Genomic DNA, 26,130 nt, shown 5'->3' with positions numbered 1-26,130 from the left:
AGGGAAGTATCGCTTACAAAACTAAGCGTATGCTTTCGAAGTAGTTTTGCCGAAGCTGGTCAGGGAAGTATCGCTTACAAAACTTTAGGAGGACTTATTCATGTTACTGGAAGCTGTGTACCATCGCCCGCGGTTAAATTGGTCTTATGCCTATAATGAGAGTACGATTCACTTGCGTCTCCGCGCTAAAAAAGGGGATTTAACAGAAGTATTTGCTTTTGCAGGGGATAAGTACACTTGGGATACCACGAAAGAGCTAATTCCCATGACCCTCTTCACCTCTGATGCTATGTTCGATTATTGGGAATGTGCTTCAGTTCCCATCTATCGCCGATTGAAATACGGATTCTTACTGCAAAAGGATAACGAGAAAGTTTGGATGACCGAAAATGATTTTCAAACGAACCGGCCAGAAAATCCAAACAAGCTTTTCGAGTTCCCATTTATTAACCCCGTTGATGTGTTCACTCCACCTGCCTGGGTAAAGGATGCTGTTTTCTATCAGATCTTCCCTGAACGCTTTGCAAATGGCGACCCTAGCCTTGATCCAAAAGATGTTCAGCCATGGGGAGCAGAGCCAACACCAACCAACTTTTTTGGCGGCGATCTGCAAGGGGTTATTGATCATCTGGATCATCTTAACGAGCTTGGCATCAATGCTATTTATTTCACACCACTCTTCACTGCAACTACTAATCATAAATACGATACAGAAGATTACATGAAAGTTGATCCGCATTTCGGGGATATTGCAACGTTAAAAAAACTCGTCGACCTTTGCCATAAACGTGGTATTCGTGTGCTGTTAGACGCAGTATTCAACCACTCCGGTGGAACCTTCGCTCCATTTTTAGATGTTCAGGAAAAGGGAGAAGACTCCATTTACAAAGACTGGTTCCATATTCGTGAGTTTCCGCTTCAAGTTGTAAACGGGATTCCTACTTATGATACTTTTGCCTTTGAACCACATATGCCAAAGCTTAATACCGAACATCCTGAAGTTAAAGAGTACTTACTGAAGGTCGCTGAATTCTGGATTACAGAAGTTGGAATCGATGGTTGGCGCCTCGACGTAGCCAATGAAGTAGATCATGATTTCTGGCGTGAATTCCGCAAGGTGGTAAAGCGCGCTAATCCGGAGGCCTACATCCTTGGAGAAATCTGGCATGAGTCTGCTCCGTGGCTGGAGGGTGATAAATTCGATGCCGTCATGAACTATCCCTTCACTGATGCTGTCTTAGACTTTTTTGTTCATGGTAACCTTGATGCAGAGGGGTTTGCCAACTCTATTGGTAGACAGTTATCGCGCTACCCACTGCAAGCAAGTGAAGTTGCCTTCAATCTGTTAGATAGTCATGACACTCCACGCTTACTCACGCTGGCTGCTGGGGACAAAAATAAAATGCGATTAGCTGCACTATTCCAGTTCACCTTTATGGGTACTCCTTGTATCTATTATGGCGACGAGTTCGGAATGGACGGTGAAGGTGATCCAGGTTGTCGTAAATGCATGGAGTGGAACCCTGAGAAGCAGGATCGTGATCTGTTCGAATTCTACCGTCAGCTCATTCAAATCCGCAATGAGCAACCTGCACTTCGTACGGGGACATTTACTTTCTTAGAGGCAGGTCGACAAGGCAGTAAGATAGCCTATGAGCGCCGATTGGATCTTGAGACTATAGTTGTACTGATCAATAGCGAAGAGACCGCTCAAACGTTCCGTATTGACGTAGACGAGCGAAATTGGGAGAACTTGTTCACGGCCGATACAGTGCGTGCTGAGCGTGGCAAGCTGAACGTGAAGATGCCTGCTTATGGTTTCGCTATACTTAAAGCAATCAACTAGATTTAAATGCCTTTGGCCGTATAAAACATAACAAAACAGGGTATCTCACTAGCTATGATAGCTGTGGGATACCCTGTTTTCTATTAGAGATGACTAAGAATGACTGTCACATTACTAGCCAATTACTAATACTTCGGTGCACTAACAATCAGCACACTGAAGTCCAGTTTACTTGCTCAGTAGTGTATAAATAATCTGTGCGCTTTCGGCGCGGGTCATCCACCCTTTTGGAGCAAATTGATTGTTCTCTCTGCCTTGGAGAAGCCCTAGACCTGCTGCTGTCTTCACGTAGCTATCTGCCCACTTGCTAATGCTAGATGCATCTGCAAATGTCGTGACACCCACTGCTGGTTCGATCTTCTTACCAGACTTCACTTCAAGCGCACGGATCACCATGATAGCCATTTCCTCACGGGTAATGGATGCATTCGGCGCAAAAGTATCCTTGCTTCGACCACTAACAATGCCCAGCTTAGACGCTGTTGCTACGTATGATGAATACCATGCATCTGACTTGATATCAGTAAATTGAACCGGCCCTTCCGCATTTAAACCAAGTGCACGAACTAGTAATGCGGTAAATTCCGCACGACTAACATTGCTCTTCGGATTAAATTCGGTTGTCGTAACCCCTGAAACAATTTGTTTTGCAGCAAGAGACTGAATCGCATGGAATGCCCAATAAGTAGTTGGAACATCCTTAAACGACTTCACAATCTCAAGTACGGCATATTTACTAAAGTGCGTGACTTGTGTAGATATCACATCTCCATTCAGCTGTCCACCTACGTACTCAAGCTCGCCATTATCGCCTAAATAGTAAATCCCCAATAGATCTTTATTCGATTGACCTTTAATCTTAAACGATATCGTGATTGGCTCATCGAACTTCTTAGCTACAATCCGGGTACCATCTTTCTTCAGAATGCTAAGTCTCAGTTCAAACACATCGGAAAGCGAAGTTACGGTCCCCACCTCTTTGTTTAAACCATCGACTAATGCTTTTGTAGCAGACTGGACCAATGGTTTCAGCTCCAACAGGATTTGAGCACCTTCCGCATCCACATCTGAAGCTAAACTTGGTATTGTGCTTAACAGTTTGTTAGGGATAGTAACTAATAGATCCCCCACTTTAAATACTAGATCATTAGATCCTAATATTTTTGCAACTTGTAACGGTAACAGTACCGCTGTCTTACCTGCAGCAATATCGATTTGCACCTTTCCATCTTTACCATTCTTCAAACTGTCCTCACTGACAACTTGCATATCAGCAGGAGTTGTTGGGCTAACTACAGCACCACCTGAGGTTGGTGTTGGTGTCACTTTAGATACAGCAGCTAGAATAACCGTACCCCCACCATCTCTACTTGGTAGATCAATGATTACTTTTTGATCTTCGGATACCGTGTATGTTTTACCGCTGTACTCATCCTTCACAGATGAATTGGCAGCAAACGGTACCGGAATCGTTGCGGATTCCTCACTTGTCTTAGTGTTAATAACCGTCACGACGTTCTCATTATCGTAAGACTTATTGAAGGCTAAATAACCTAAATCATCTGAACCTGCCAGCTTCGTGCGCGTACCTTTGGAATACACTTTGGAGTATTTTGCACGGATATTCAACAGCTTCTGATAATGATCATGAAGTGGCTTTTCTGCAGTCAACTGATCCCAAGGCATATCTTTACGGTTCTCGCTGAACTCACCTTTAGACATGTCTCCTGCATTTTTACCCGATTTCCCCAGTTCTTCTCCGTAGTAAATGACTGGCTGTCCCTTGGCTGTGATTTGCAGAGCGGCTGCGATTTTCAGCTTGCCTTTATCTCCATCCACATAATTAGACAAGAAGCCATCCTCATCATGACTACTCAGGAATTGAGCCATCATCTTCGTGTTATCAATCTTTAACTCTCGTTCCTGCAAATAGGAATCAACACTGTTAACTTTACCATCAGTAAAGTCTTTCGCAGCATCATTAAATCCAAAATCAAGCAGTCCATCCATCTGGCCTGTTTCGAGCATTCCACCATTGCTATCAATGGTTCCGCCAAAGTATTCACCGGTCATTTTGAAGTTTGGATCAATTGAAGTCAGTGCATTTTTAAATGCTTTCCAAGTTGTATCTTCTACATGTTTGACTGTATCCACACGGAAATAGTCAATCGTATCTCCACGTTCCGTCCGAGCGTTATCTAACCACCCTGTTTGCCAAGCGATAATTTTTTCACGAACGGCTGGATCTTCCGTTTTGAAATCCGGCAATCCTGCAAGCTCGCCTTTGATTGGATCTGTATCCGCGGATACACCATCCGTACGAAGCATTCCTTCAAAACGTGCTTTATCCTCAGCTGTAATCGTCGGCTCTTTATCCTCAACCTTTAAACCGTAGCCCGTATGATTGAGTACAACGTCGACCATGATCTTGATGCCCTTGTCATGTGCCTTTTCGATCAATTCCTTGAAGGTCTCCATATCACCAAGATGCTCGTCGAGCTTTGTAAAGTCCTTGGCCCAATAGCCATGATATCCGTATTGTTTGAAGCCATCACCTTTATTAAAATCAATATTATCTACAATTGGCGTAATCCAAAGCGTGTTAATACCAAGTTCTTGCAAATAATCGAGATTGTCGATCATTCCTCGGAAATCACCACCGTGGTATGCTTCCAGTTGATCTTTATCTACATTCTCATTATTTGTTGGATCTCCGTCTTTGAAGCGGTCTGTAAGCGCGAAGTATATACGAGCCTCATCCCAATCAAAATCCAGCTTATCACCTGTGTAGGTTCTCGCTTTTACCTCGAGTTTAGCATTTTCTTTATGTGAATTTCCGTACTGGTCCACGAGCGTAATCGGAATATTTTTGATCCCCGCTGACACCGTGTCCTTCACAGCAACTGTCTGTTTCATCAGCCCCGTATCCAGCTTAACTTTGCTTGGTCCACCAAGATTGGTTAAATCCATGTATCCCTCTGAATATGTTACCTCCTCTGAAGTCACTACATTGATGGTTACAACCGCATTCTGATTAGATGTAACTGCTTCCGGATTCACGGATGTCGTAATCTTAACGTCAGGAATATGATACACAACAATAGATTCATCATTCACTGTATTCTTAGGATCTGTAAATTCAGTAGTGATTCCGTTTTTCGTGATCAAGAACGTATACTTATACGTACCTTCTACTAAATCAGTCAACGTGTAAGTGAACCACTCGTTAGCGGAATCATAAACCATTGGATATGTTTTTCCATTCACTTTTACTCTTGCAGCTGTGATCGCATCCATATTTCCATTACGGAACAAGGCATCATCGCGATATCTAAAAGTAATCGTTCCATCCTTAAGGATAGGACCGCTAATACTTGGTTTGATATCAAACTCCTTCACCCCGCTAGTAACGTTCACTTTAGTGAATAATTCACCAGGCGTCAGCGGAATGATACGGTCATCCCCGTATGCATCCTTATACTTCCAAGGATCATCCCCTTCACCTTTACGAATGACGAACCCTACACTTGTCGCATTCTCAGCAACCTCAATCAAAACACTCGCTGTGCCATTCTTAAAGGTTGTAAAATCAATCTGATCATTTTTAACTCCTGTATTCCAGACCCAGATGTTCCAATCCTTATAATCCTTATCACTACGGGTATAAGTGAACAGAACATATCTCTTATCCGTAACCTTAACTGTAACGGTTTTAGAAATACCGCCATAAGTAATGGTAATTACAGCTGTTCCATTACCAATTGCCTTCACTTGACCTTTACTGGTTACTGTAGCCACTTCAGGCTTATTGGAAGTGTAAGTAGCCAATTGCGTAACATTTCTTCTGCTGTTGTCGTCGTACTTCGCAAAAACAGCTGTTTGATGCGTATTGCCTGCTGCCAGCGTGTAGCTTGCACTATCGGTCTCTATAGAAGTAAGCGTAGCGGCTTCAGCTTCCATTTTGATAATCACTGCAGTCAAAGGATCTAGCTTGATTGAATTAGCAGTTAAAATGAAACCACTCTGTTGACTAACCGCAGTAACACCAGCCTCATCATTGTCAACAAGCACCTGACCACTCGTCAAATCCTCTGATAAAGTAAGAGTTCTTTCTGTGCTATCGCCATTCATGAAAACATAATAGATACCTGTGCCATCAGTAGCTTTGTTTGAATAGCCAATGACAAGATCATCAGTCTTCATTTCTGGTGCAGGAATTAGTTTAACATTGGAATCAACCAGATCCTTGTCGCCCAATCGGAATGCATCGGTAGACTTTCTCAATTCCATCAGACCTGACGTGTATTTTCTTGTTGTATTCTGTACTGGGAATTGTGATTCATCCGTTGCTTTGGTCCAATCAAACATGTTGACAGCATCCGAAGAATCATACGAATCATGAATAAAATAACCAAAGGATTTGCCTTCACTATCAAACATTTCAGTGTATTTATCCTGAGGAACCGAAGTGCTATTCCATTGCTTGGTACGCCCATATTCCTGGCCTGCATGAATGAAGGCAGTGCCTTGGGAGGTTAGAACAAGCATATTTCCAAGTCTAATCCGTTTCTGGATTTCAAGCTCATTCTTCTCAATGGCAGGATCTTTCTTGATCGTTTGTGCAATAACATCGTGCAGCGTCAGGTTATCATGCGCTTCGATGTACGGAACGATATCACCTGGATCATCAGCAGGCGTATTTGAGGGCTCCGCCTTAATATTGTTAAAGATTGTCGCTATTGGACGCGCTCCGCCTGTAATAAATCTAGGTTGACCTTCGGAACCATAACCAGATTTCAATTCATTACGGAATTCATCAGAGAAAACACCGACGCTATCCGTTTTATCCATCCAGTCCTGATCTGCCCCTTTTCCAGCAAGGGAAGGATCGGCTGCGGCACCGCCGAATGTTCTCCAGCCTTCACCGATAAAAAGTGCCTTCGGATTAATTTCTGCCGCGGCATCATAAGCATTCTGAACAGCCTCCGCTGTCGCATCGCCCATCATATCCCAGCGCATTCCATCTATCTTGTACTCTTCAAACCAGTATTTCACGGAATCAACCATCAACTTCTCAGCCATTTTATGGTTAGTGGCCAGATTGTTTCCGAAACCTCCGATAAAGTTGCCATTTGCATCTTGGAACGCGTAGTAATTAGGTACGATGTCGTTTAAAAATTCTTTTTTAGCCATATGTGTGTACACTACATCCAGAATGACACCCATTCCAGCTTCATGTACGGCGTCAATCAATCCTTTTAATTCTTTAATCCGCTCCTCAGGATCAGCAGGTTTCTGCGAATAAGCACCATCTGGAGAGAAGTAGTTGTGAGGATCATATCCCCAGTTGTATTCATTGTTTTTAGCGGAATATTCTGTTTCTCTAGTCCCCATCTTCGTCTCATCCCCGTAGTACCAAGCCATTACAGGAAGTAATTGAATATGAGTTACACCGAGAGATTTAATATAATCGAGCTTCTTTTCAAAAGCGCTATAAGAGCCCCATCTTTCGCCACTCAGACTATCTTCGATCGATACATCGGATGTAAAGTCTCTGACGTGGACTTCATAAATGATTGCGTCCTCGCGTTTTTCGTAGCCTTTAATATCAGCATAACCAAAGGTATCCGGGTTCGTCTGTCTTAAATCAACGATAGCCGCTTTACCGACTGTATCCCCGCCAGCACCAGCTGCACCTGTGGTATCCATAGTAAATACCGCCATTGATTTAGCATAAGGATCAAGGACCTTATTGGTTACACCGTCATTCGCCACTTCATATTGATAAAAGAATCCTCTTACATCGTTTGTAGTCGTGCCTGTCAAATCAGTCGGCTTCAAATCAACCGACCAGACCCCTTGATCTCCACTCGTTAAGTCAACACTGCCCACAAGCACGTTGGAGTCATTCTTATCGTACACATTTACGACAACCGAGCTAGCTTTAGGAGCCCACAATTTTAACGTGGCTGTTTTGTCAGCGTTGTACGTAGCCCCTAGATCATCTCCTGTATAATTGTACATTTCATCAAGCATTCTCCAACCACTAGCCGCAGAGACCGTTTTGCCTGAATAAGTAACGCTAAGCGGAACTTTATCCAGATCAAAGGCTTTTGTATCAACTTCAATTGAAGTTTTGCTAGTAATGGTTACAGCCGATACAGGAATAGCAACACCGTCTTTATCTTTAACGGTAATCTCATTCTTCAATGCTGCTGCATCCAAGCCGTCAGTTAACGTGAAACCAAGAAGGATTTTGCTCGTCGACAACACTTCAGCAGATACTAAACCGATAGGTGTTTCACCAAATGGTGAAACATATACATTGTTGTCTCCTTCTTTTATCCACAGCTGGTTGTAACGATCCAGTAGAGTAAATCCTTTGTCACCGCCGTCTTTATTATCGCCATTCAACGGGTTCACTACGAGAAACCCAATTTTTTTTGCAGCTTCTTTCAATGGAATATCAATATAAGCACCAAAGCGACCTACTTGATCGGCTTGGAATGGAACTGCATCTTTAGGCCAATCCTTAAGTGAAACTGCTACATCTTCCCACAACCATAATCCATACTGACTTTGATTGGAATCTGATCTCATATAATGGATCCGAACGGTATTTGCCGGAAGCTTAACCGGTTCATAAGGCGTAACTACATCAGAGCCTTCTGTGATCCATACTTCATTAGTTTGTGGAGTATTAATCGAGAAGTTCTTATCTCCTCCATCTTTAGCACCACTTGCACGCTGAAGTGCGATGAATGAGATTTTCTTAGCCCCATCCTTAATCGGCACATCAACATATGCACCATAAGAATCCATTTGTCCTTCAGGGAAAGGGGTCGCACCCATAGCCCAATTATCAGAAGGATTTACAACATCACCCCATAACCACAATCCCTTATCAGTGTAATCACTAGCTTTGTAGTGAACACGAATGTGCCCTGCTGGAACAGGTGTAACCTCTACAGGATCAGTAGGGATTTTATATTCTGCGGTCACACTGTGATCTGCAGTATTGTACTTGAAGGTTACCTTAAGATCTAACGGTAGACTCAACGCTAGATCGCTTTCTGGATAAGACATATCCTCTGCTTCTGTGGCTCCTGGAACAGAAACCTTATATGTGTAATCTCCCTGAGGCACAGTAACAACTGTACTGTACACACCATCAAAATCCGGATCTGTTAATGTGGACAACGCCTCTGCTGGCAGGTTTCCTGTCAATCTTGGCAGCTTATCCGCAGCAATCGGAGTGTAGTACGTAGAATCAGCTATTTTATGAGTAGTGTCATTATAATAAAAGGTTACAGTCGTTTCTGTTTCTAGCTTGATGTGGATATCGCCTTTATTATCAACTCCATTAGGATTGGTATAATTTCCGTAGCCATAACTCTCATCAAAACTATCGTTCAGAGCAACCTTATAATTATATTCTCCTGCTGGCAGAGTCCCAGTAAAAGAATACAACCCATTGTCTGAGTAAGTCATTTGGGTGACTACTGATCTCTCATCCCAATCCTTGCCGGGATTTTCCGCCCCAGTAGAAATAAACTGTGATTGCAAATCACCGACCAAAACTACCTTTGACGTTTCTGCTGAAACCTTAACTGGGTGTAAGCCGAGACTGGAGAACACAAGAGCAACGATCATGAAGATCGCGAACGTCCTCTTACCCCATAAAGTTATTTTCATTTTTGTAAAACCTCCCATAATTATGAATTCCCTTTGTGCAAGCGGATACATAATTTCTCGAACCCCGCCAATTATTCTGAGGTTATGAAATCATGCGTCTTCCTTCTGTGGTTGGAGAAGGTCTATGTGTGCGGCTCGTCAAACCGGATTAACAGCATCATCCTCCCATCAAAGTTAAAGATCAACACCAAAACCATGAATTTAGTGCAAACGTTTGCAAATAGTCGTGCACAAACCTAAGTACATAAAATTCATTCCTTAACACAATTGATATCGATCCAAAATCGCCCAATGTAAACGCTTGCTATATTTTGATTTACATACTAATGCTGTATTTATGGTATTGTCAACCAGTATTTTTATGTGTTTAACGAACTCAAATTATCATAAAAGTAAAAATAAAGAAAAGTAAACCTGATAATCCCATTTAAGATTTATCCGTTTTTTGAATGTCTCTCTAATTCCATTCCTCGAATCAAATTGTTCCAAAAAATTCAAGCCACACGTTTGCATTTACGAAATGCTCCTCTCAAAGAAATTGGATATCTTTTATACATATTAAGATCAATCTTGCTAAATCATTCATACTTTTTTGGTGAAAACAAACAATTTTACACATAAATTTCTAATACTCTTTCCAAAAGTAGCAATATTGCCCTTCCAAATGACTTTATCTATTTACAATTTAGAACTCTTAGATTAATATTACTGTGTAAAGCAAACGGTTCCATAAGGAGGTTTCTATGACAGTTACCATTAAGGATGTGGCCAAGAAAGCGGGAGTATCTCCCTCCACGGTATCCCGGGTATTGTCCAATCACCCCAGAATCAGCCTGGAAACTTCCCGCAAGGTCAAAGCTATTATGGAAGATATGGGCTATACACCTAACATGATGGCTAAGAGTCTAGTGTCGAAAACTACAAATAGCATATGCTTCAGTCTTCCTAAACCAGCTGAAGAGCTGTTCTCAAATCTATTTTTTATGGAATTAATCCGAGGGATCGTTACACAAGCTAGCCGTTCCGGCTACGACGTGTTAATTAGCTCCGGAGCAAACGAGAAGGAAGAATTGGAAGCCGTTTCAAGACTTCTAAAGGGTCGTCGAGTAGATGGTGTTATTCTGCTTTACTCTCGTACAGATGATGCTGTTATTGATTTTCTAGAGAGTAACGATTATCCATTCGTACTGGTAGGCCGAAGTGATCGATATGAGAATATTTTATCTGTCGATAACGATAATGTGATGGCAGCATATGATGCTACAAACCACCTCATTTCAATGGGTCATGAACGTATTGGCTTCGTAAGTGGACCGCCTAATCTAATTGTTTCTCGCGATCGTCTCGCAGGATACCGTAAAGCATTGCTGAATAGCGGTCTTGAAATGCGTGATGAATGGATTGTAGAAGGTGAATTTCTACAGGATAGCGGATATAGAGCGATGTCTTTTTTCATGAATTTGCCTAATCGGCCTACTGCTCTAGTTGCAGTGGATGATATGGTATCGTTCGGAATTTTACGCGGATTGAATGAACTGAAATACAAAGTGCCTGACGATCTCGCTATTGTGAGCTTTAACAATATTCCATTATCTGAATTATCCAGCCCTCCGATCAGTAGTATTGATATTGGAATTTATCATCTTGGCTACACTGCATCTCAGGTACTTATCCAGAATATCAAGAGTCCGAATCACGATGCTGGTTATACAAACCGATTTGTTATTCCACATCGCTTGATCGTGAGAGAGTCATCCATGTACTCTCATGCTAAGAACAAAACCGAATGAATAAGTGAAGCGATCAACGCTTCATTTATTTTTTGAAAATCTGTACAAACGTTTGCGCTAAATTACTAAAACTTCTTGATCCAGTTCTTTTCAGGGTGAATATTCGAATCTGAGGTTAAGATAAACTTAACATCTTTAGCAAAGCTTATACGAATTCAAAGCAAATTCAGATACGATTACCCAATGGATCACGATACTGTCACAAATTTTAGGAGGTACTACAATGACGGAAATTAAAGCCTGCTTGTTCGATTTGGATGGTGTTATCGTTGATACTGCCAAATACCATTATATCGCATGGAAAGAGCTTGCAGATGGATTAGGGTTTCTCTTCACAGAACAAGATAACGAACGCCTTAAAGGAGTCAGCAGAACTGCCTCGCTAAATATTTTGCTGGAAATCGGCGGACTAACTATCGATGAAGAAGAGAAAGCTAAGCTTGCGGAACAGAAGAATAATCGATATGTCGAATATATTGCGAAAATGGACAGCTCAGAGATTTTGCCAGGTGCGCTTGATTTTCTGAAAGAGTGCCGTGAGAATGGCATCAAAGTTGCCCTCGGTTCTGCTAGTAAGAACGCAATGACGATATTAAATAATACCGGTTTGACCCCTTACTTTGATGCAATCATCGATGGCACACACACAAGTGCTGCTAAACCTGATCCGGAAGTTTTTCTTTTAGGAGCTAAAGCACTTGGCGCTGATCCTAAACACTGTGTTGTCTTCGAAGATGCTGAAGCAGGAATTGAAGCTGCGTCGCGTGCTGGAATGTTCAACGTTGGTATTGGTTCACCGGAAACGCTCAATGCGGCGAACATCGTCGTTCCATCGCTCGCTCATATGAGTGTGTCACAACTCAAAAAATCTTTTGCTTAAAGTCTAACGAACATTAATCAACTGAAAGTGTTAATGTGATTCGCCCTGCTGCATTCCACTTATAAATGAAATATGTATATCTAGAGGTACGCTTGAAGTGGAGATGGCGAAAGGATTGTGTAGAAGCGCTAGCGTTCGCCTTTGTCCCCAGATGCTCACCTTTAATTCTTCAAATTTAAGCATCTGGGGACAACAGCGATCGGAACAACCTTTCGCCAGCGGAGCGACTCACAAGCACCAAAGTAGAGATATAGTTCATTATATATCCCCACAACATATTTAAAGGAGCCGGTTATCGTGAAACAATATTTAACAATTGATGAATGGTCCATTATTGAAGAATCCTTTGATCCACAGACACAAGAAATCTCTGAAAGTGTATTTAGCCTTGGCAACGGATTTATGGGTGGTCGAGCTAATTTTGAAGAGCAATATAGTGGAAGTAGCCTACAAGGCAGCTACATGGCTGGCGTTTACTATCCTGACAAAACACGGGTCGGCTGGTGGAAGAACGGCTATCCTGAATATTTTGCTAAAGTACTGAACAGCACGAACTGGATCGGTATTAACATCGACATTGAAGGAACTCCTTTAGACCTGGCAAAATGTACGGTTTCCGATTTCCGTCGTGTTCTTAACATGAAGGAAGGTACGCTTTCCCGTTGTTTCACTGCCACACTCGAAGATGGTAAGGAAGTTAAAGTTGAGAGTATCCGATTCGTCAGCATGACTCGTCAAGAAATCGGTGCTATTCGTTACTCCATCATTCCTGTGAATTTCTCAGGCAAGATTACGATCACTCCTTATCTCGACGGTGACGTGAAGAACAAGGATTCCAACTACGACGAGAAATTCTGGAATGAAGTTGAGAAGCAAGCAGGCACTGAAGGTGGACACCTCACCCTTAAGACTAAAAAACTCGATTTCCATGTAACCTCTGCTATGGCTTTTGATATCCTTGTCAATGGTGAGAAAGTCAACGCTGATGCTGAAGCTATTGAACAAGAGAAATATGTAGCCAGCAAAATGAATGTATCCGTACAATCTGGCGATCAAGTCGTCATTTATAAATATGTTGCTAACGTAACCTCGCGTAATCACGGTCTTGGACAATTGGTCGATGCCGCTCAAACTGCTTTGCAAGCTGCTAAGGAAGCTGGTTTTGTAACCCTTCTGACAGAACAAATAGAAGCTTGGAGAGAGAAATGGAAAGAAAGCGACATCATTATTGAAGGTGACGTTTCAGCACAACAAGCGATTCGCTTCAATATTTTCCAGCTAAACCAAACCTACAATGGTGAAGATGACCGTCTGAACATTGGACCTAAAGGCTTTACAGGTGAAAAATACGGCGGCAGCACTTACTGGGATACAGAGGCGTATTGCGTTCCCTTCTATCTCAGTACAGCAGACTCCTCTATTGCTCGCAACCTGTTGATCTACCGTTACAAGCATTTGGAGAAGGCTAAGGAAAATGCTCGTAAGCTTGGTTTCGTAAAAGGCGCATTGTACCCAATGGTTACAATGAATGGCGAAGAGTGCCACAATGAGTGGGAAATTACATTTGAAGAAATTCACCGTAACGGTGCTATTGCTTATGCGATTTACAACTATGTGAACTACACAGGAGACAAAGCTTATCTTGGTCAATATGGCCTTGAAGTTCTGGTGGAAATCTCCCGCTTCTGGGAAGAACGTGTTCACTATGCAAATCGTAAAGACAAATACGTGATGCTTGGCGTAACGGGACCTAATGAATATGAAAATAACGTAAATAATAACTGGTACACCAACCGGATGGCTTCCTGGACTATGGAATATACCTTAGAAGCTCTGGATTATCTGAAAAAGAACGAATCCACACGCTATGCAGAACTAGTTGATAAACTAGGACTCCAAGAGAGCGAAACTGCAAAATGGAATGATATCATTGCCAAAATGTATTATCCTGCAGATGAAGAAATGGGTATCTTCTTACAACAAGATGGCTTCCTAGATAAAGAGATTATTCAAGTCAAGGATCTGGCAGCTGAGAACCTGCCGTTAAACCAAAAATGGTCTTGGGATCGTATCCTTCGTTCTTGCTTTATTAAACAAGCAGACGTTCTGCAGGGATTATATTTCCTAGGGGACCGCTACGATCTGGATACCAAAAAACGGAATTTCGACTTTTACGAGCCGATCACTGTTCATGAGTCCTCCCTATCCCCTTGTATCCACTCTATTCTAGCCAGCGAACTAGGATATAAGGATAAGGCTTATGAAATGTACTTGCGTACTTCAAGACTGGATCTTGATAACTATAACAATGATACCGAAGACGGCTTACACAGCACTAGTATGGCCGGTACTTGGATGTCAATCGTACATGGCTTCGGCGGATTACGTGTTCATGATGGCAGACTGACTCTAAGCCCATCGAACCCAGGTCACTGGACAGCGTACTCTTTCAAAATCATGTTCCGCGGCTCCCGTCTAAAAGTAAGCGTTTCGGACGCACAGGTTACGGTTACGAATGAAACTGATATTCCAGCTTCTATTACTATCTATGACAAAGAATATACCGTGAACGGACTAAGCAGCATCACTGCTGACAGCAATTCCGTCACAGTATAAACCGACACCACAAGAGACCCTTTGAAGCCAATAGCTTTTTAGGGCCTCTTTATTTTTTTCCTAAATGGATAACTTATATAAGGAGTGATTATTAATGAAAAGAACCTTTTGGAAGGAAGCTGTCGTTTATCAAATTTATCCACGCAGCTTTCAAGATAGTAATGGTGACGGTATTGGAGATCTGCAAGGCATCATTTCACGTCTGGATTATTTGCAGAAGCTCGGTGTCGATGTAGTTTGGTTGTCACCAGTATATAAATCGCCAAATGATGATAATGGTTATGACATCAGCGATTACGAAGATATTATGGATGAGTTCGGCACGCTAAAAGACTGGGAGGAACTACTGACTGGACTGCATGATCGTGGCATTAAGCTAATGATGGATCTTGTAATCAACCACTCTTCTGATGAACATCAATGGTTCGTAGAGTCACGTTCGTCAAAAGATAATCCATACCGTGATTACTACATATGGCGTCCAGGTGGACCGAATGGCGAACGTCCAAACAATTGGAGTTCCATATTCAGCGGTCCGGCTTGGGAACTAGATGAGACTACCGGTGAATACTATCTACATCTGTTCTCACGCAAGCAACCGGATCTCAACTGGGACAATCCAAAGCTGCGCGATGAATTATACAAGATGATTACCTTCTGGCTCGACAAGGGTGTGGATGGATTGCGGATGGACGTCATTAATTTGATTTCTAAAGCAGAAGGGCTACCTTCCTTCCAAATCGAGGGCGAGGCGCCAGAGGAACTTGCTTGGGGTGGCGATTACTTTATGAATGGCCCCCGAGTCCATGAGTTTTTACATGAAATGAACCAAAAGGTTCTTTCAAGCTATGACATTATGACCGTCGGGGAAACGCCAGGGGCTTCAGTAGAGGATGCCGTTCTTTACACAGACGAAGATCGTGAAGAACTTCAAATGGTATTCCAATTCGAGCATATGGACGTAGATTCCGGCCCAGGAGGCAAATGGGATGTAGCCCCATGGACATTAACTAAACTGCGCGACATACTTCATAAATGGCAGGTCGGTCTGGCTGACAAGGGTTGGAATAGTCTGTACTTAAACAATCATGACCAGCCGCGTATGGTTTCACGATTTGGTGATGATGGGAAGTATCGCGTAATATCTGCCAAAATGCTCGCTACCTTACTACATACACTTAAAGGCACCCCTTATATTTACCAAGGTGAAGAAATTGGGATGACGAATGTAAAATTCACAACGCTGGAAGATTATAAAGACATCGAAATTCTGAATATGTACCGTGAAAAAGTAACTGAGGGTGGCGCAGATCATGAAACGATTCTGAACGCTATCCATGTCAAAGGCCGAGACAACGCCCGTACCCCGATGCAATGGGATGCATCTGCTAATGCTGGATTTTCAGAAGGAGAACCATGGCTCAAAGTAAATCCGATTTACAAGGAAATTAATGTGGAGCAAGCATTGGCAGACTCTGATTCAATCTTCTACTACTACCAGGAATTAATTGCTTTACGCAAAAAAAATCCGATTATGGTATATGGAGAATATAAGCTGCTACTGCCTGATCATGAGAACCTTTATGCTTATACAAGAACTTTAGATGATGAACAATGGCTGATCCTGCTCAACTTCAACGAGGCTCCTCAAACCGTTGATCTCTCCGCTGAGCTGAGCACCGTTACTGATTTAATCATTGGAAATTACCCGGATGAATCACCCACACGAGAAATTCTGCGTCCTTACGAAGCAAGAGTGTACAGATTACAAAGCTGACTCTCTCCACCTTCCTGAGTTATACTATATAGGATGATTTTGTTAAGATCATTCTTCCATCAGCAACCTGTCATTAGAGAGCAAGGAATAACAGGATTTGCAAATGGTGGCATGATAGTATGAACTCAAAGGGAGATGGCAGGCTTGGAATGGCTTATCCGCATGAAAGAAGCTTTAGATTATATGGAGAGCAAAATGGAGGAAACCTTTAATATAGAAGATATAGCAAAGGTTGCTTATTCCTCCCCTTTTCACTTCCAGCGTATGTTCTACATGCTCACCGGAGTATCAGTCAAAGACTATATCCGTAAACGGAAACTAACTCTGGCGGCACAGGAACTCGCTATTTCTAAAGTTAAGGTGCTAGATGTCTCATTAAAATACGGATATGACTCTCCCGAGTCGTTTGCCAAAGCATTCCGCAAAGCACATGGAATTACTCCTTCTGCTGCGCGGGAGTCAGGGGTTCAGCTCAAAGCCTTCCCTAGACTCTCCTTCCATCTATCACTGAAGGGAGATAAAGAAATGGACTACAGAATTGAGACAAGAGACGCTTTTAATGTTATCGGACTAGTAGAGGAAATGACAACGAAAGATGGGGAGAATTTACGCCGTATCCCCCAGCTGTGGATTGAAGCTAACGAAAATGGTACGTCGGATAAGCTGATTGAGATCGGTGTTGATAAGGACATCCTTGGTATTTGTAAAGATTTCAATCACGAAAAAGAAACCTTCTCCTATTGGATTGCTGTCGAAGCCTCTCCAGAGACGGACGCTCAGGGCTTTGCTTCTACGACGATACCAGCTGCGAGTTGGGCTGTGTTCACCTCAGTAGGGCCAATGCCGAATGCTATTCAGCAAGCATGGTCACGGATCTTTCAGGAGTGGTTCCCTGCAACAGGCTATGAGCATACTGGAGGACCCGAGTTTGAGTTATACCTTCCGGGAAGTCCTGATGCAGAGGATTATCGCTGTGAGATCTGGATACCGGTTATGAAAAAAAATTAATGCTTACTTAGACTATTCGGAATTCCGGATAGTCTTTCTTTCTTTCAGAATTTCTACGATTTCATTTTGAGAATCGGCTTAATCTTGGTATAATAAATAGATTATGTGATTCAATAATGACTATTGTCGTCCGATTATCGGTGAAGGAGAAATTCATGTCTACTGTAAAAATATTTTCAGACAGCACTTCCGATTTGCCTCAAGGCTGGAAGGATACTTTTAATATCGGCATCGTTCCCCTTTACGTAGTGTTTGAAGAAGGAACCTACAAAGATGGTGAAGATATCACACCAGAAGAAGTGTATCGCCGTGTCGCAGCAAGCGGAGTATTGCCAAAGACGGCCGCGCCTTCGCCAGCTGACTTTATCGCCGCTTTTCATCCGGTAATTAGCCGTGGAGATGATATTGTATATATCAGTCTCTCCTCATCATTATCCTCTACATATCAGAATGCACTTTTGGCTGCTGGGGAATTCCCAGAGGGGCGTGTACAGGTTATTGATTCACAGACCTTATGTGGAGGCATCGCTCTTCTCGTTATGAAAGCTGTCAGAGCCGCTGAAAAAGGTTACAGTGCCATTGAGATTGCAGCTATGCTGAAGCAGAGTCGTAATCTTGTAGAAACAGAATTCGTGGTAGATACGCTAGATTACTTATATATGGGTGGACGCTGTTCAGGTATGCAGAATTTCATCGGTAGTCTGCTAAAAATTCGTCCTGTTCTTAGACTTGTAGACGGCAGTATCGTACCTACTAGTAAAATTCGTGGCAAAAAAGAAAAAGCCGTGGAACAAATGCTCCAGAACGCCTTGGTTAACGTCGATCGGATGGATAAAGAGCTGCTCATCGTTGTTCATACCTTAGCGGAAGAAGATGCTCGCTATCTAGAGACAGCGATACGAGAGAAAACTCAAGTGAATGAGATCGCTATCCTCAACGCAGGTTGTGTTATTGGTAGCCATTGTGGCCCACATACTGTAGGTCTCATGTATATGCTTCAAGATTAATATTCTAACGCAAATCTCCGGTCATTGCTTCGTAAGTCAATGAACCGGGGATTTGTGCGTTTACCCCTCCTGATTTGAAGTTGAATTTAACTCGACCTCTTTTTTTATGAAGGGTAACATAAACCGGAATGTTGAACCTTTATTCTCTTCACTTTCTACAAAGATTGTCCCACCCATCAGCTCAACCAGCTGCTTACAAATAGCGAGTCCCAACCCTGTACCGCCATATTTACGGTTGATGATCGGGTGCAGCTGTGAGAAGGATTGAAATAATAAATTGAGTTTATTATCGGCAATCCCAACACCTGTATCACGGACAGAGAATTCCAATAAATATTCTTTTGAATCCGAAAGTGGAATGTTCTTAACCGATAGTGTAACGCTCCCATGTTCTGTGAATTTCAGAGCATTTCCTACCAGATTGACAATAATCTGTCGCAAACGGATCGGATCAGCCAGTAACGTTGTTGGAACACTCGTATCCGCCCACCACCGCAAGGCCAGCTTCTTCTCTTCGGCTTTAGGCGTAAATAAATCAATGATGTCCGATATCATCTCTCGAAGTTCAAACGATTCGGTTTGCAGTGGCATTTTACCCGCTTCCATCTTGCTAAAATCAAGAATGTCATTCAAGATCTGTAAAAGCGTGTAACTACAGCTTCGTAAAATCTCGACATACCCCCGCTGTTCTTCTCCAAGATCAGTTTCAAGTAAAAGATCTGACATCCCTATCATTCCATTCATCGGTGTCCGAATTTCATGACTCATCATCGCTAAGAAGTCAGATTTGGCTTGCGCCGCCTGTTCTGCAGATTCTTTAGCGCGAATGATTTCTTTCGCATTCGTGATATCACTAAAAGCAATAACTGCTCCTGAGATCATCCCCCCATCCATAAGAGGCGACACCCGATAATTGACAAAAAAGCTGGTTCCATCCTTACGCCAGAAGATCTCATCGTCTTTCCTGCGGATAATTCCATCTGCAATTGTAAGACTAATCTGACAATCAGGGGTTGAATAACGTGAGCCATCGCCTTGGATTTGATGAATATATTCCATCAGCTTCAGGCCAACCAATTCTGTAGGCTGGTAACCTAACATATCTGCTCCCTCACGGTTAATAAAGAGCGTTCGCCCTATATTATCTAGTACGAATATTCCAGCTGAGACGGAGTTCAGAATAAGGTTCGCTCGTTTATCTTCGACTTCAGCAGCAAAAGTAGATTTGAAGTTTGACTCTAGTTCTACCTTATCCGATAATTTAGCATGAAAAGAATCTGCTAATGCGTTTAGCCAGTCATGTAACCCTTCTGAATAATGATGATAGTTGCTGTTATCCACTTGTATGATCGCGAATACCCCGACAATTCCCTCGTCTATCGTTATAGGAATAAAGTTTCCCTTCACAACGTCCGCTTTGGGATTGTTCAGATCTTGCAATTCAAAGCTAGAGGGATTCCCTTGCAGGGCAGCCTCAAAACTAGCTACATCAACAAGGTATATTCTTTTAAGTGCTGTCAGACCTATATCTTGGAACGATGCTTCTGCACTGGATTCTAGATAGAACGTACGATTCGTTCCTACGCAGCGACCTTGCCGATCCAACACAAATATCAAATTAGGATGATGGTCATATAACGATTTATAAGCGCTCTCTTCCGAAAGCAATCGTATTAAAATGGACGTCCAGTCTTTATCCACAATTCATTTCACCTCAGGCTCTCTCATCCATTATCATTACCCTAAAATGAACGGAAATCATCTTAAATTTTAAATTCTTCTATTTTGATCATTATAGCAAATATACTTTAATCGGTCGCAGATAAACACTAAATCCCCCTTTAGAACCCAACCACGATGACTTACACATCGTACTGAGATTCTTAAGAGGGATTTCTATAAATATTTTAGGCTATATCTTTATGGTCAATATTGCGAATCGCCATATAGGCAATACCTGCTCCTATCAAGCCAAGTGAGATCGACACCGCCGCTAAATTACCTAAGCGTGCTTGATCAAATCCACCCGAAATTAGGGACGTAACTAACACCGCCGAGACGATGGTGGCAGGGACTGATTTTTTCTTCATTCCAAAGTACAAAGGAATCAAAGCAATGCCCGCTGCGTAAAATGCGTTTGCGCCTAACTTGATCAGCTCTGAAGTGATCATGGGAAGGTTTAACTCACCCGGAATAAGCCCTACAAAAGAATTGAATCCTATTAGGATAGCGCCAACCACAATGTCTGACACGATGATGGCAACAAATGTGAAGGCGAACACTATCAATATTTTCGCAGTCATTAGCTTTTTACGTGAGATAGGGTACATGAAGAGAAGAGTAATAGTGTTGTTCTTATACTCATCAATCACCAGCTTGCTAATAATAACGGAAGCAAAAATAATATAAGCAGCCTTAACAAAGACGAACACACCCTCAAACATATCTGCGTAAGAAGCGAACGACGGTTCATTCTCATTTCGATCAACGAATAAAACCATAATCATAAACCCAAGAATAGCGAGATTGACGATTGCTGCCCCTGTAAGAAGGGTCTTTAGCTTATTCTTCCGAATCTCCAAAGATATTAATTTAAGCAACGCCTTCACCCCCAATCAATTGTAAAAAATAATCTTCCAGCGTATGTTGTTTCTTGCTGATGCTCTCAATCTCCACGTCTGCTAGCACTAACGCCTTATTCAGATCACGTTGTGAGATTCCACCGTCATAGATTCTTACTGTAATATGATCTAGTACTTTGAAGTTATTGAGGCCAAGCTTGTGCTCCAACACGTACACTGCTTTGTTAATCTCATTCGTAACCACTTCGATATATTCTGTATTTTGACCGCGAATGGAATCCATCGCCACCTCTTCTACCAGAGCACCCTGCCGGATCACACCGATAGTATCAGCAATCTGCTCGATTTCCCCCAGAATATGACTAGATACAAGTAACGTCATTCCATATTCACGGCTAAGCATCCGGAACACTTCACGCATCTCTTTGATTCCCACAGGGTCTAGTCCATTAATCGGCTCATCCAGAATGAGTAACTCCGGTTTCGTCATAAAGGCTCTGGCAATACCAAGACGCTGCTTCATCCCAAGCGAAAATTGCTTCACCGGCTTTTTATCGATACCCGTAAGCTTTACCAGCTCCAGCGCTTCACCAATCGCTTGCGGATCATAATAGCCCATGTATTCTCCATGCAGGATCAGGTTTTCTTTGGCTGTCAGCTTATCATAGAACACTGGATATTCAATGATGCAGCCCATCCGTTTGAGCATTTCATACGAATGATTTGTCATTTTTTCATTAAAAAACTCAATCTCACCACTCGTCGGTTTAACGAGGTTCGTGATCATTTTCATGACCGTTGTTTTTCCGGCACCGTTCGGTCCAAGAAAGCCATAAATTTCACCTTGTTTAATATTCATATTCACATTGCTAACGGCTTCTTTGCCTTGGTAGATTTTCGTTAAATTTCTTGTTCGCAGTATCGTAGTCATTTCCGTGCTCCCCTTTGTTTTCGTCTCGTCTTCCTTAGTTCTTATTGTACACAGCAGAATTTTCTTTTTTATTACTCGATTCTTACAAAAATCTTAAGCTGTACACAATTTCATTCTTTAGAAGCTTAATCTACGAAAAGAAAGGGTAAATACTGTTCTCACAAACGGTTGACTAACCAGTGTAATGGTACCATTCATCTGCTCCGTTAATCTTTTGGTGATCGTCAGACCCAGACCACTCCCTTGATATGATCGATTTCTCGAATCCTCCAGTGTATAGAGCCGTTCGAATACTTTATCCTGGTGAACTTCACTAATGCCTTTTCCCCTGTCCCAAACATCTATGTATACTTTGTTCTTATCACTATAGAGTTTCAAGCCTAATACGCCTCCGGCATCCCCGTAAGCAATCGCATTCGATAACAAATTGGTCAATATCCGGTCAAGCGCCTCTTCGTTTCCCATGAAATAAAGCGAGTCATCAGGAATCTCTATCTCTACCTCACTGCCCTTGGCGCTAAGGATATCATAGAAAGAGAGAATATTACGTCTGCATACCTCGCCTGCCTCAACACGTGTAAGATTGATTTCCCGATCCCCTGATTCCAGCTTAGCCAAGTCAAAGAACTTGTTCATCAGATGGATCACTTCATTCGCTTTTTGGTGAATTGTGTTCATCATACGTTCCCGTTCTTCGGCTGGCATATGTTCATCCTGCTGAATCGTCTCAATATAACCGAGTACTACCGTTAGCGGAGTCTTAAGATCGTGGGAAATGTTCGACAGCATATTACGCATGGACTTCTCCAGCTTCACGCGCTCAATGCTTCCTTTATGATTAATGTCGAGCAGCCGATTTAGATCAATCAGCACACTTTGCAGCTCCACATTACTACTGAATAACAGCAGTCTTTCGTGTGAACCTTCAGCCATGATGCTACTTAGCTTGTCATGAATATATTTCAGGTCTCTGGAAGCTTTACGCGAATGCTGATATTGCCATACAATGACGACGAGCAGGAGTACAATGACCACACTAAGCGCCATGCTCATTATAGCTGCTCTCCCAGCTTATATCCGATCCCCCACAACGTCTTGATGTACTCTGGATGCGAGGGGTCATCTTCTATTTTTTCGCGTAATCTTCTCATATGTACATTAATAACGTTCTCATCTCCGAAATAATCATCTGCCCATACGCTAGCATAAATCTGCGCTTTGGTGAAGACCCTGCCCGGATGCGTAACGAACAGCTTAAGAATATGAAATTCCTTAGACGTTAACTTCACCTCTTCCCCGTTCTTTAGCGCAGAGAAATTATCCAAATCTACAGTCAGGCCACCAATGGAAATTTTTTGCTTCGCAGGAATTGGAGCTTCCGGTTGGATGGTGGGGGTAGCATAACCCGCTCTTCGAATCGCAGCCTTCACTCTTGCAGCTAATTCGATCATTGAAAATGGCTTGGTAATATAATCATCCGCCCCAAAGCCAAGTCCAAGCGCTTTATCCACATCGCTGTCCTTGGCTGACATGATCAACACCGGAACTAGACTTGTCGCACGGATCGTCTGGAGAATATCAGTACCGCTGCGCTTGGGCAGCATGAGATCTAATAATACAAGATCAAAAGGATTACTAGTACGGAATGTCCTTTCCGCTACTTCACCATCAAACGCCGTTTCCACTTCATAGCCCTCTTTTACTAAATAGGACCTAACCATTTCACTAATTGCTTCGTCATCTTCAATTAACAATATTCGGTGCATGAATGCTGCCTCCAATGTTCTGAGAATAAATATGAATGCTAGATATAGTTAAAGATCAGTCGCAACTGCGGTGAATGTTTGGACTTCCGGTCGCTGTTGTCCCCAGATTTCTTGATTATATACCGTGTTTCACGGTTGAAATCCGGTGAGCCTATGCTTCCGGAGCGAGCTTTCCTACGGAAAGCTTTCAGGCGAACGTTATCGCTCCTACAGTTCCAAACTTCCCCTCCGTCACTCCGTTCCCTTTTCCAAAGTTTCAAAATTCAATTTATATAGTGTAATTATTCGTAATGCCCCTTAACCTCAGGCAGTTGCTTATAAATGCTTCCGGCCTGCACGATCTTAATGATCGCTTGAGCTAGTTCAGTCATCTGACCATCATCCTCAGTATTCTGGCATTCTGTCCACTGATAATGACGCTCTCCACTATTAATCTGAACCGATAAATCGTAACTTACAGCAGGTTTTCGATTACACTCGGTAGATAACTCTTTTTCACCTAAGTAATTCGCTAGTACCATTTCTTTAAAGATTTGTCCTCGTTCCTGTTCAGAAAGCTCAAAATCGCTAACCTCGACTACTTCCCCATTCTGGAGATCTTTGACCAACTTCTTCTCTATCGTATTAATTTCGTTCTTTTGGTTCACACCATACTTTAAAACAAACTCAAACTTATCTTGTTTCGTTACGTCAAAAGGAATCTGTAGCAGCTCGATCTTTGCTTGTTCGCCCTCGCAGCCCGTTAAGGTATACGACAGAAGTTTATCCGTTTCGTTTCTAACAAGGTTCTGACAAGTGTATGTGGTTACTTGGGGACTACCAAACGTATCTTCGGAATTATCATGCCGCATTTCAATCCCTTGGTCAGTATATTTCAAGTCATTAAAGATCGGATCACCCTCAATTGTGTAATGAACCACACGCTGCTTACCCGCTTTATTTTGGATAAAAGCATCCAGCTTCTTAAGATTCTTAACAATCATTCCATGGCTGTTTATCACATCTTCTTGTTCATTAATGGTAGTTGTGAATTTGTCTTTTCCATTGGATGGCTGGTTAAAGCAACCGGTTACTATAAGCGCTATAAAAATCAGAAGAATACCGCTCGATCTCATCGATCATAACCTCCTTAAACACTCTATAAGTAGAATCTTTTGTTAAAGTATACCAATAATAACGGGGGCTGGGTATCCCTCCAGAAGGATATCTGATGATAGAGAGATTGATAGAAATTTAAACTAGATAGCAAAAAAAGCTGATTGGATATCCAATCAGCTGTGCTTCTGTACCTCAGAAATCTTCTCAATATCTATCGTACTATATGCTTAACCTCTTTGTGAGTCTACGGAAATTCCTCCGGCTCTTAATGCAAGAAATGCATCAGGAACGGTGCTGCTACTGCGCCACCTAACATACTAGTCCCAAATATTGCCCAGTCATTTAAAATATGTGCAATGATAGACGTCCAGATATTCTTTGTTTTCATGTAAGCAAGCGTTAGAATAATTCGAGCGATTCCGATTCCCAGAATGGCCTGAGCAAAATTAAAATTGTACGTTTTTAAGTGTAGTGCACCAAAAATGAGCGCTGTTACGATTAATGCAATAAACACGGACGCCTTGCGTGACATTTTAAAGCCAATAAAGCAAAGCTGCATAATCGCCAGGAATGGCAAGATCGTTAACAATTCCTCGCCAATTAATTGAAATCCTGAGAAGAACAATGTCCAGAGCTTCTCACCTGTTGAAAGGGTATCCCCATGACCTAGCACCGCATTTACTGTTACAGCTCCCATCGATGAAAGCAGCGCGGCTACCCCCAACGTTACGATGAAATTAATAATAAAGAATAAAATCCCGTATAATACATGACTTACTTCAGGCTTTTTGAAGAGAATTCCTAACTTCCCTTTGGTTGCCCATACTAATGCGATTAACGGAAATAGCGTGAATAGAAACGGAGCAATCTTGATCTGCACTTCATTAGGCAGAAAAGGAATCTCTACTGTCATTGTTAAATAGCCTACAACGATACTTGCAAGGATCACTACCCATTTGCCAATAGGCATGAAATACGGCTGTCCATTATACAATGGATAATCTACGGTTTGTTTTACTTTTGTCATGTTGCACGACCTTCCAACGCTTATTATTATACTGTGAATCCTATCACTGGAATATGAACTATAAATGAACCGACAAGTTCATTTATAATCCCTGATGAAATGCTCAA

At 42.3% G+C, this 26,130-nt stretch carries 15 protein-coding genes; 7 read left to right on the top strand and 8 right to left on the bottom strand.

What is annotated here, in order from left to right; all coding sequences use genetic code 11:
• Positions 1-100 precede the first annotated feature (100 nt).
• Positions 101-1,846: an alpha-glycosidase gene (locus MHI27_RS08490; protein ID WP_042186327.1), complete on the top strand. Its 1,746-nt coding sequence runs from the start codon at positions 101-103 to the stop codon at positions 1,844-1,846.
• A gap of 168 nt (positions 1,847-2,014) precedes the next feature.
• Here MHI27_RS08490 and MHI27_RS08485 read toward each other — a convergent pair whose 3' ends face one another.
• Entirely contained in the window at positions 2,015-9,541 is a 7,527-nt protein-coding gene (locus tag MHI27_RS08485; protein ID WP_405176032.1) for a pullulanase, read from the bottom strand.
• Between the two features lie 743 nt (positions 9,542-10,284).
• Between MHI27_RS08485 and MHI27_RS08480 the strand changes: the two genes are divergently transcribed.
• From MHI27_RS08480 to MHI27_RS08455, 6 genes are all read left to right on the top strand, one after another.
• Complete coding sequence (locus MHI27_RS08480; RefSeq protein WP_042186323.1) at positions 10,285-11,331, top strand: LacI family DNA-binding transcriptional regulator; 1,047 nt, start codon at positions 10,285-10,287, stop codon at positions 11,329-11,331.
• Between the two features lie 223 nt (positions 11,332-11,554).
• Positions 11,555-12,211, top strand: a complete 657-nt coding sequence (gene pgmB / locus MHI27_RS08475) for a beta-phosphoglucomutase (protein WP_405176031.1) — start codon at positions 11,555-11,557, stop codon at positions 12,209-12,211.
• 297 nt (positions 12,212-12,508) lie between these two features.
• The gene (locus MHI27_RS08470; RefSeq protein WP_405176030.1) at positions 12,509-14,827 is read left to right on the top strand and encodes a glycoside hydrolase family 65 protein; all 2,319 of its coding nucleotides are present in this window, start codon (positions 12,509-12,511) and stop codon (positions 14,825-14,827) included.
• 94 nt (positions 14,828-14,921) lie between these two features.
• Positions 14,922-16,604: an alpha-glucosidase gene (locus tag MHI27_RS08465; RefSeq protein WP_405176029.1), complete on the top strand. Its 1,683-nt coding sequence runs from the start codon at positions 14,922-14,924 to the stop codon at positions 16,602-16,604.
• Positions 16,605-16,748: 144 nt separating this feature from the next.
• A complete protein-coding gene (locus tag MHI27_RS08460; protein ID WP_179085751.1) occupies positions 16,749-17,612 on the top strand; it encodes an AraC family transcriptional regulator in 864 nt (287 codons plus the stop codon).
• A 155-nt stretch (positions 17,613-17,767) separates the two neighbouring features.
• On the top strand, positions 17,768-18,619 hold the full coding sequence (locus MHI27_RS08455) for a DegV family protein (RefSeq protein WP_076300004.1): 852 nt from the start codon (positions 17,768-17,770) through the stop codon (positions 18,617-18,619).
• A 60-nt stretch (positions 18,620-18,679) separates the two neighbouring features.
• Here the strand turns inward: MHI27_RS08455 and MHI27_RS08450 are convergent, their stop codons facing one another.
• The 7 genes from MHI27_RS08450 to MHI27_RS08420 all read right to left on the bottom strand — a co-directional run bounded on the left by MHI27_RS08450 (position 18,680) and on the right by MHI27_RS08420 (position 26,023).
• Complete coding sequence (locus tag MHI27_RS08450; protein WP_405176028.1) at positions 18,680-20,320, bottom strand: PAS domain-containing sensor histidine kinase; 1,641 nt, start codon at positions 20,318-20,320, stop codon at positions 18,680-18,682.
• A 206-nt stretch (positions 20,321-20,526) separates the two neighbouring features.
• On the bottom strand, positions 20,527-21,228 hold the full coding sequence (locus MHI27_RS08445; RefSeq protein WP_231573408.1) for an ABC transporter permease: 702 nt from the start codon (positions 21,226-21,228) through the stop codon (positions 20,527-20,529).
• Positions 21,212-22,132, bottom strand: a complete 921-nt coding sequence (locus tag MHI27_RS08440) for an ABC transporter ATP-binding protein (protein WP_405176027.1) — start codon at positions 22,130-22,132, stop codon at positions 21,212-21,214. Before MHI27_RS08440 ends, MHI27_RS08445 begins: the two co-directional genes overlap by 17 nt.
• A gap of 117 nt (positions 22,133-22,249) precedes the next feature.
• Positions 22,250-23,185, bottom strand: coding sequence for a sensor histidine kinase (locus MHI27_RS08435; RefSeq protein WP_405176026.1), 936 nt, complete (start codon positions 23,183-23,185; stop codon positions 22,250-22,252).
• Positions 23,185-23,898, bottom strand: coding sequence for a response regulator transcription factor (locus tag MHI27_RS08430; RefSeq protein ID WP_076284202.1), 714 nt, complete (start codon positions 23,896-23,898; stop codon positions 23,185-23,187). The genes MHI27_RS08435 and MHI27_RS08430 overlap by 1 nt, the downstream gene beginning before the upstream one ends.
• Positions 23,899-24,179: 281 nt before the next feature.
• Entirely contained in the window at positions 24,180-25,013 is an 834-nt protein-coding gene (locus MHI27_RS08425) for a DUF4362 domain-containing protein (RefSeq protein ID WP_405176025.1), read from the bottom strand.
• A gap of 248 nt (positions 25,014-25,261) precedes the next feature.
• Positions 25,262-26,023, bottom strand: a complete 762-nt coding sequence (locus MHI27_RS08420) for a type II CAAX endopeptidase family protein (protein WP_341127551.1) — start codon at positions 26,021-26,023, stop codon at positions 25,262-25,264.
• Positions 26,024-26,130: the final 107 nt, after the last annotated feature.

Source organism: Paenibacillus sp. FSL H8-0261, assembly GCF_045040645.1.
In the GTDB taxonomy this organism is placed as follows: Bacteria; Bacillota; Bacilli; order Paenibacillales; family Paenibacillaceae; genus Paenibacillus_AQ.
This window is presented reverse-complemented; position numbering and strand designations above follow the sequence as displayed.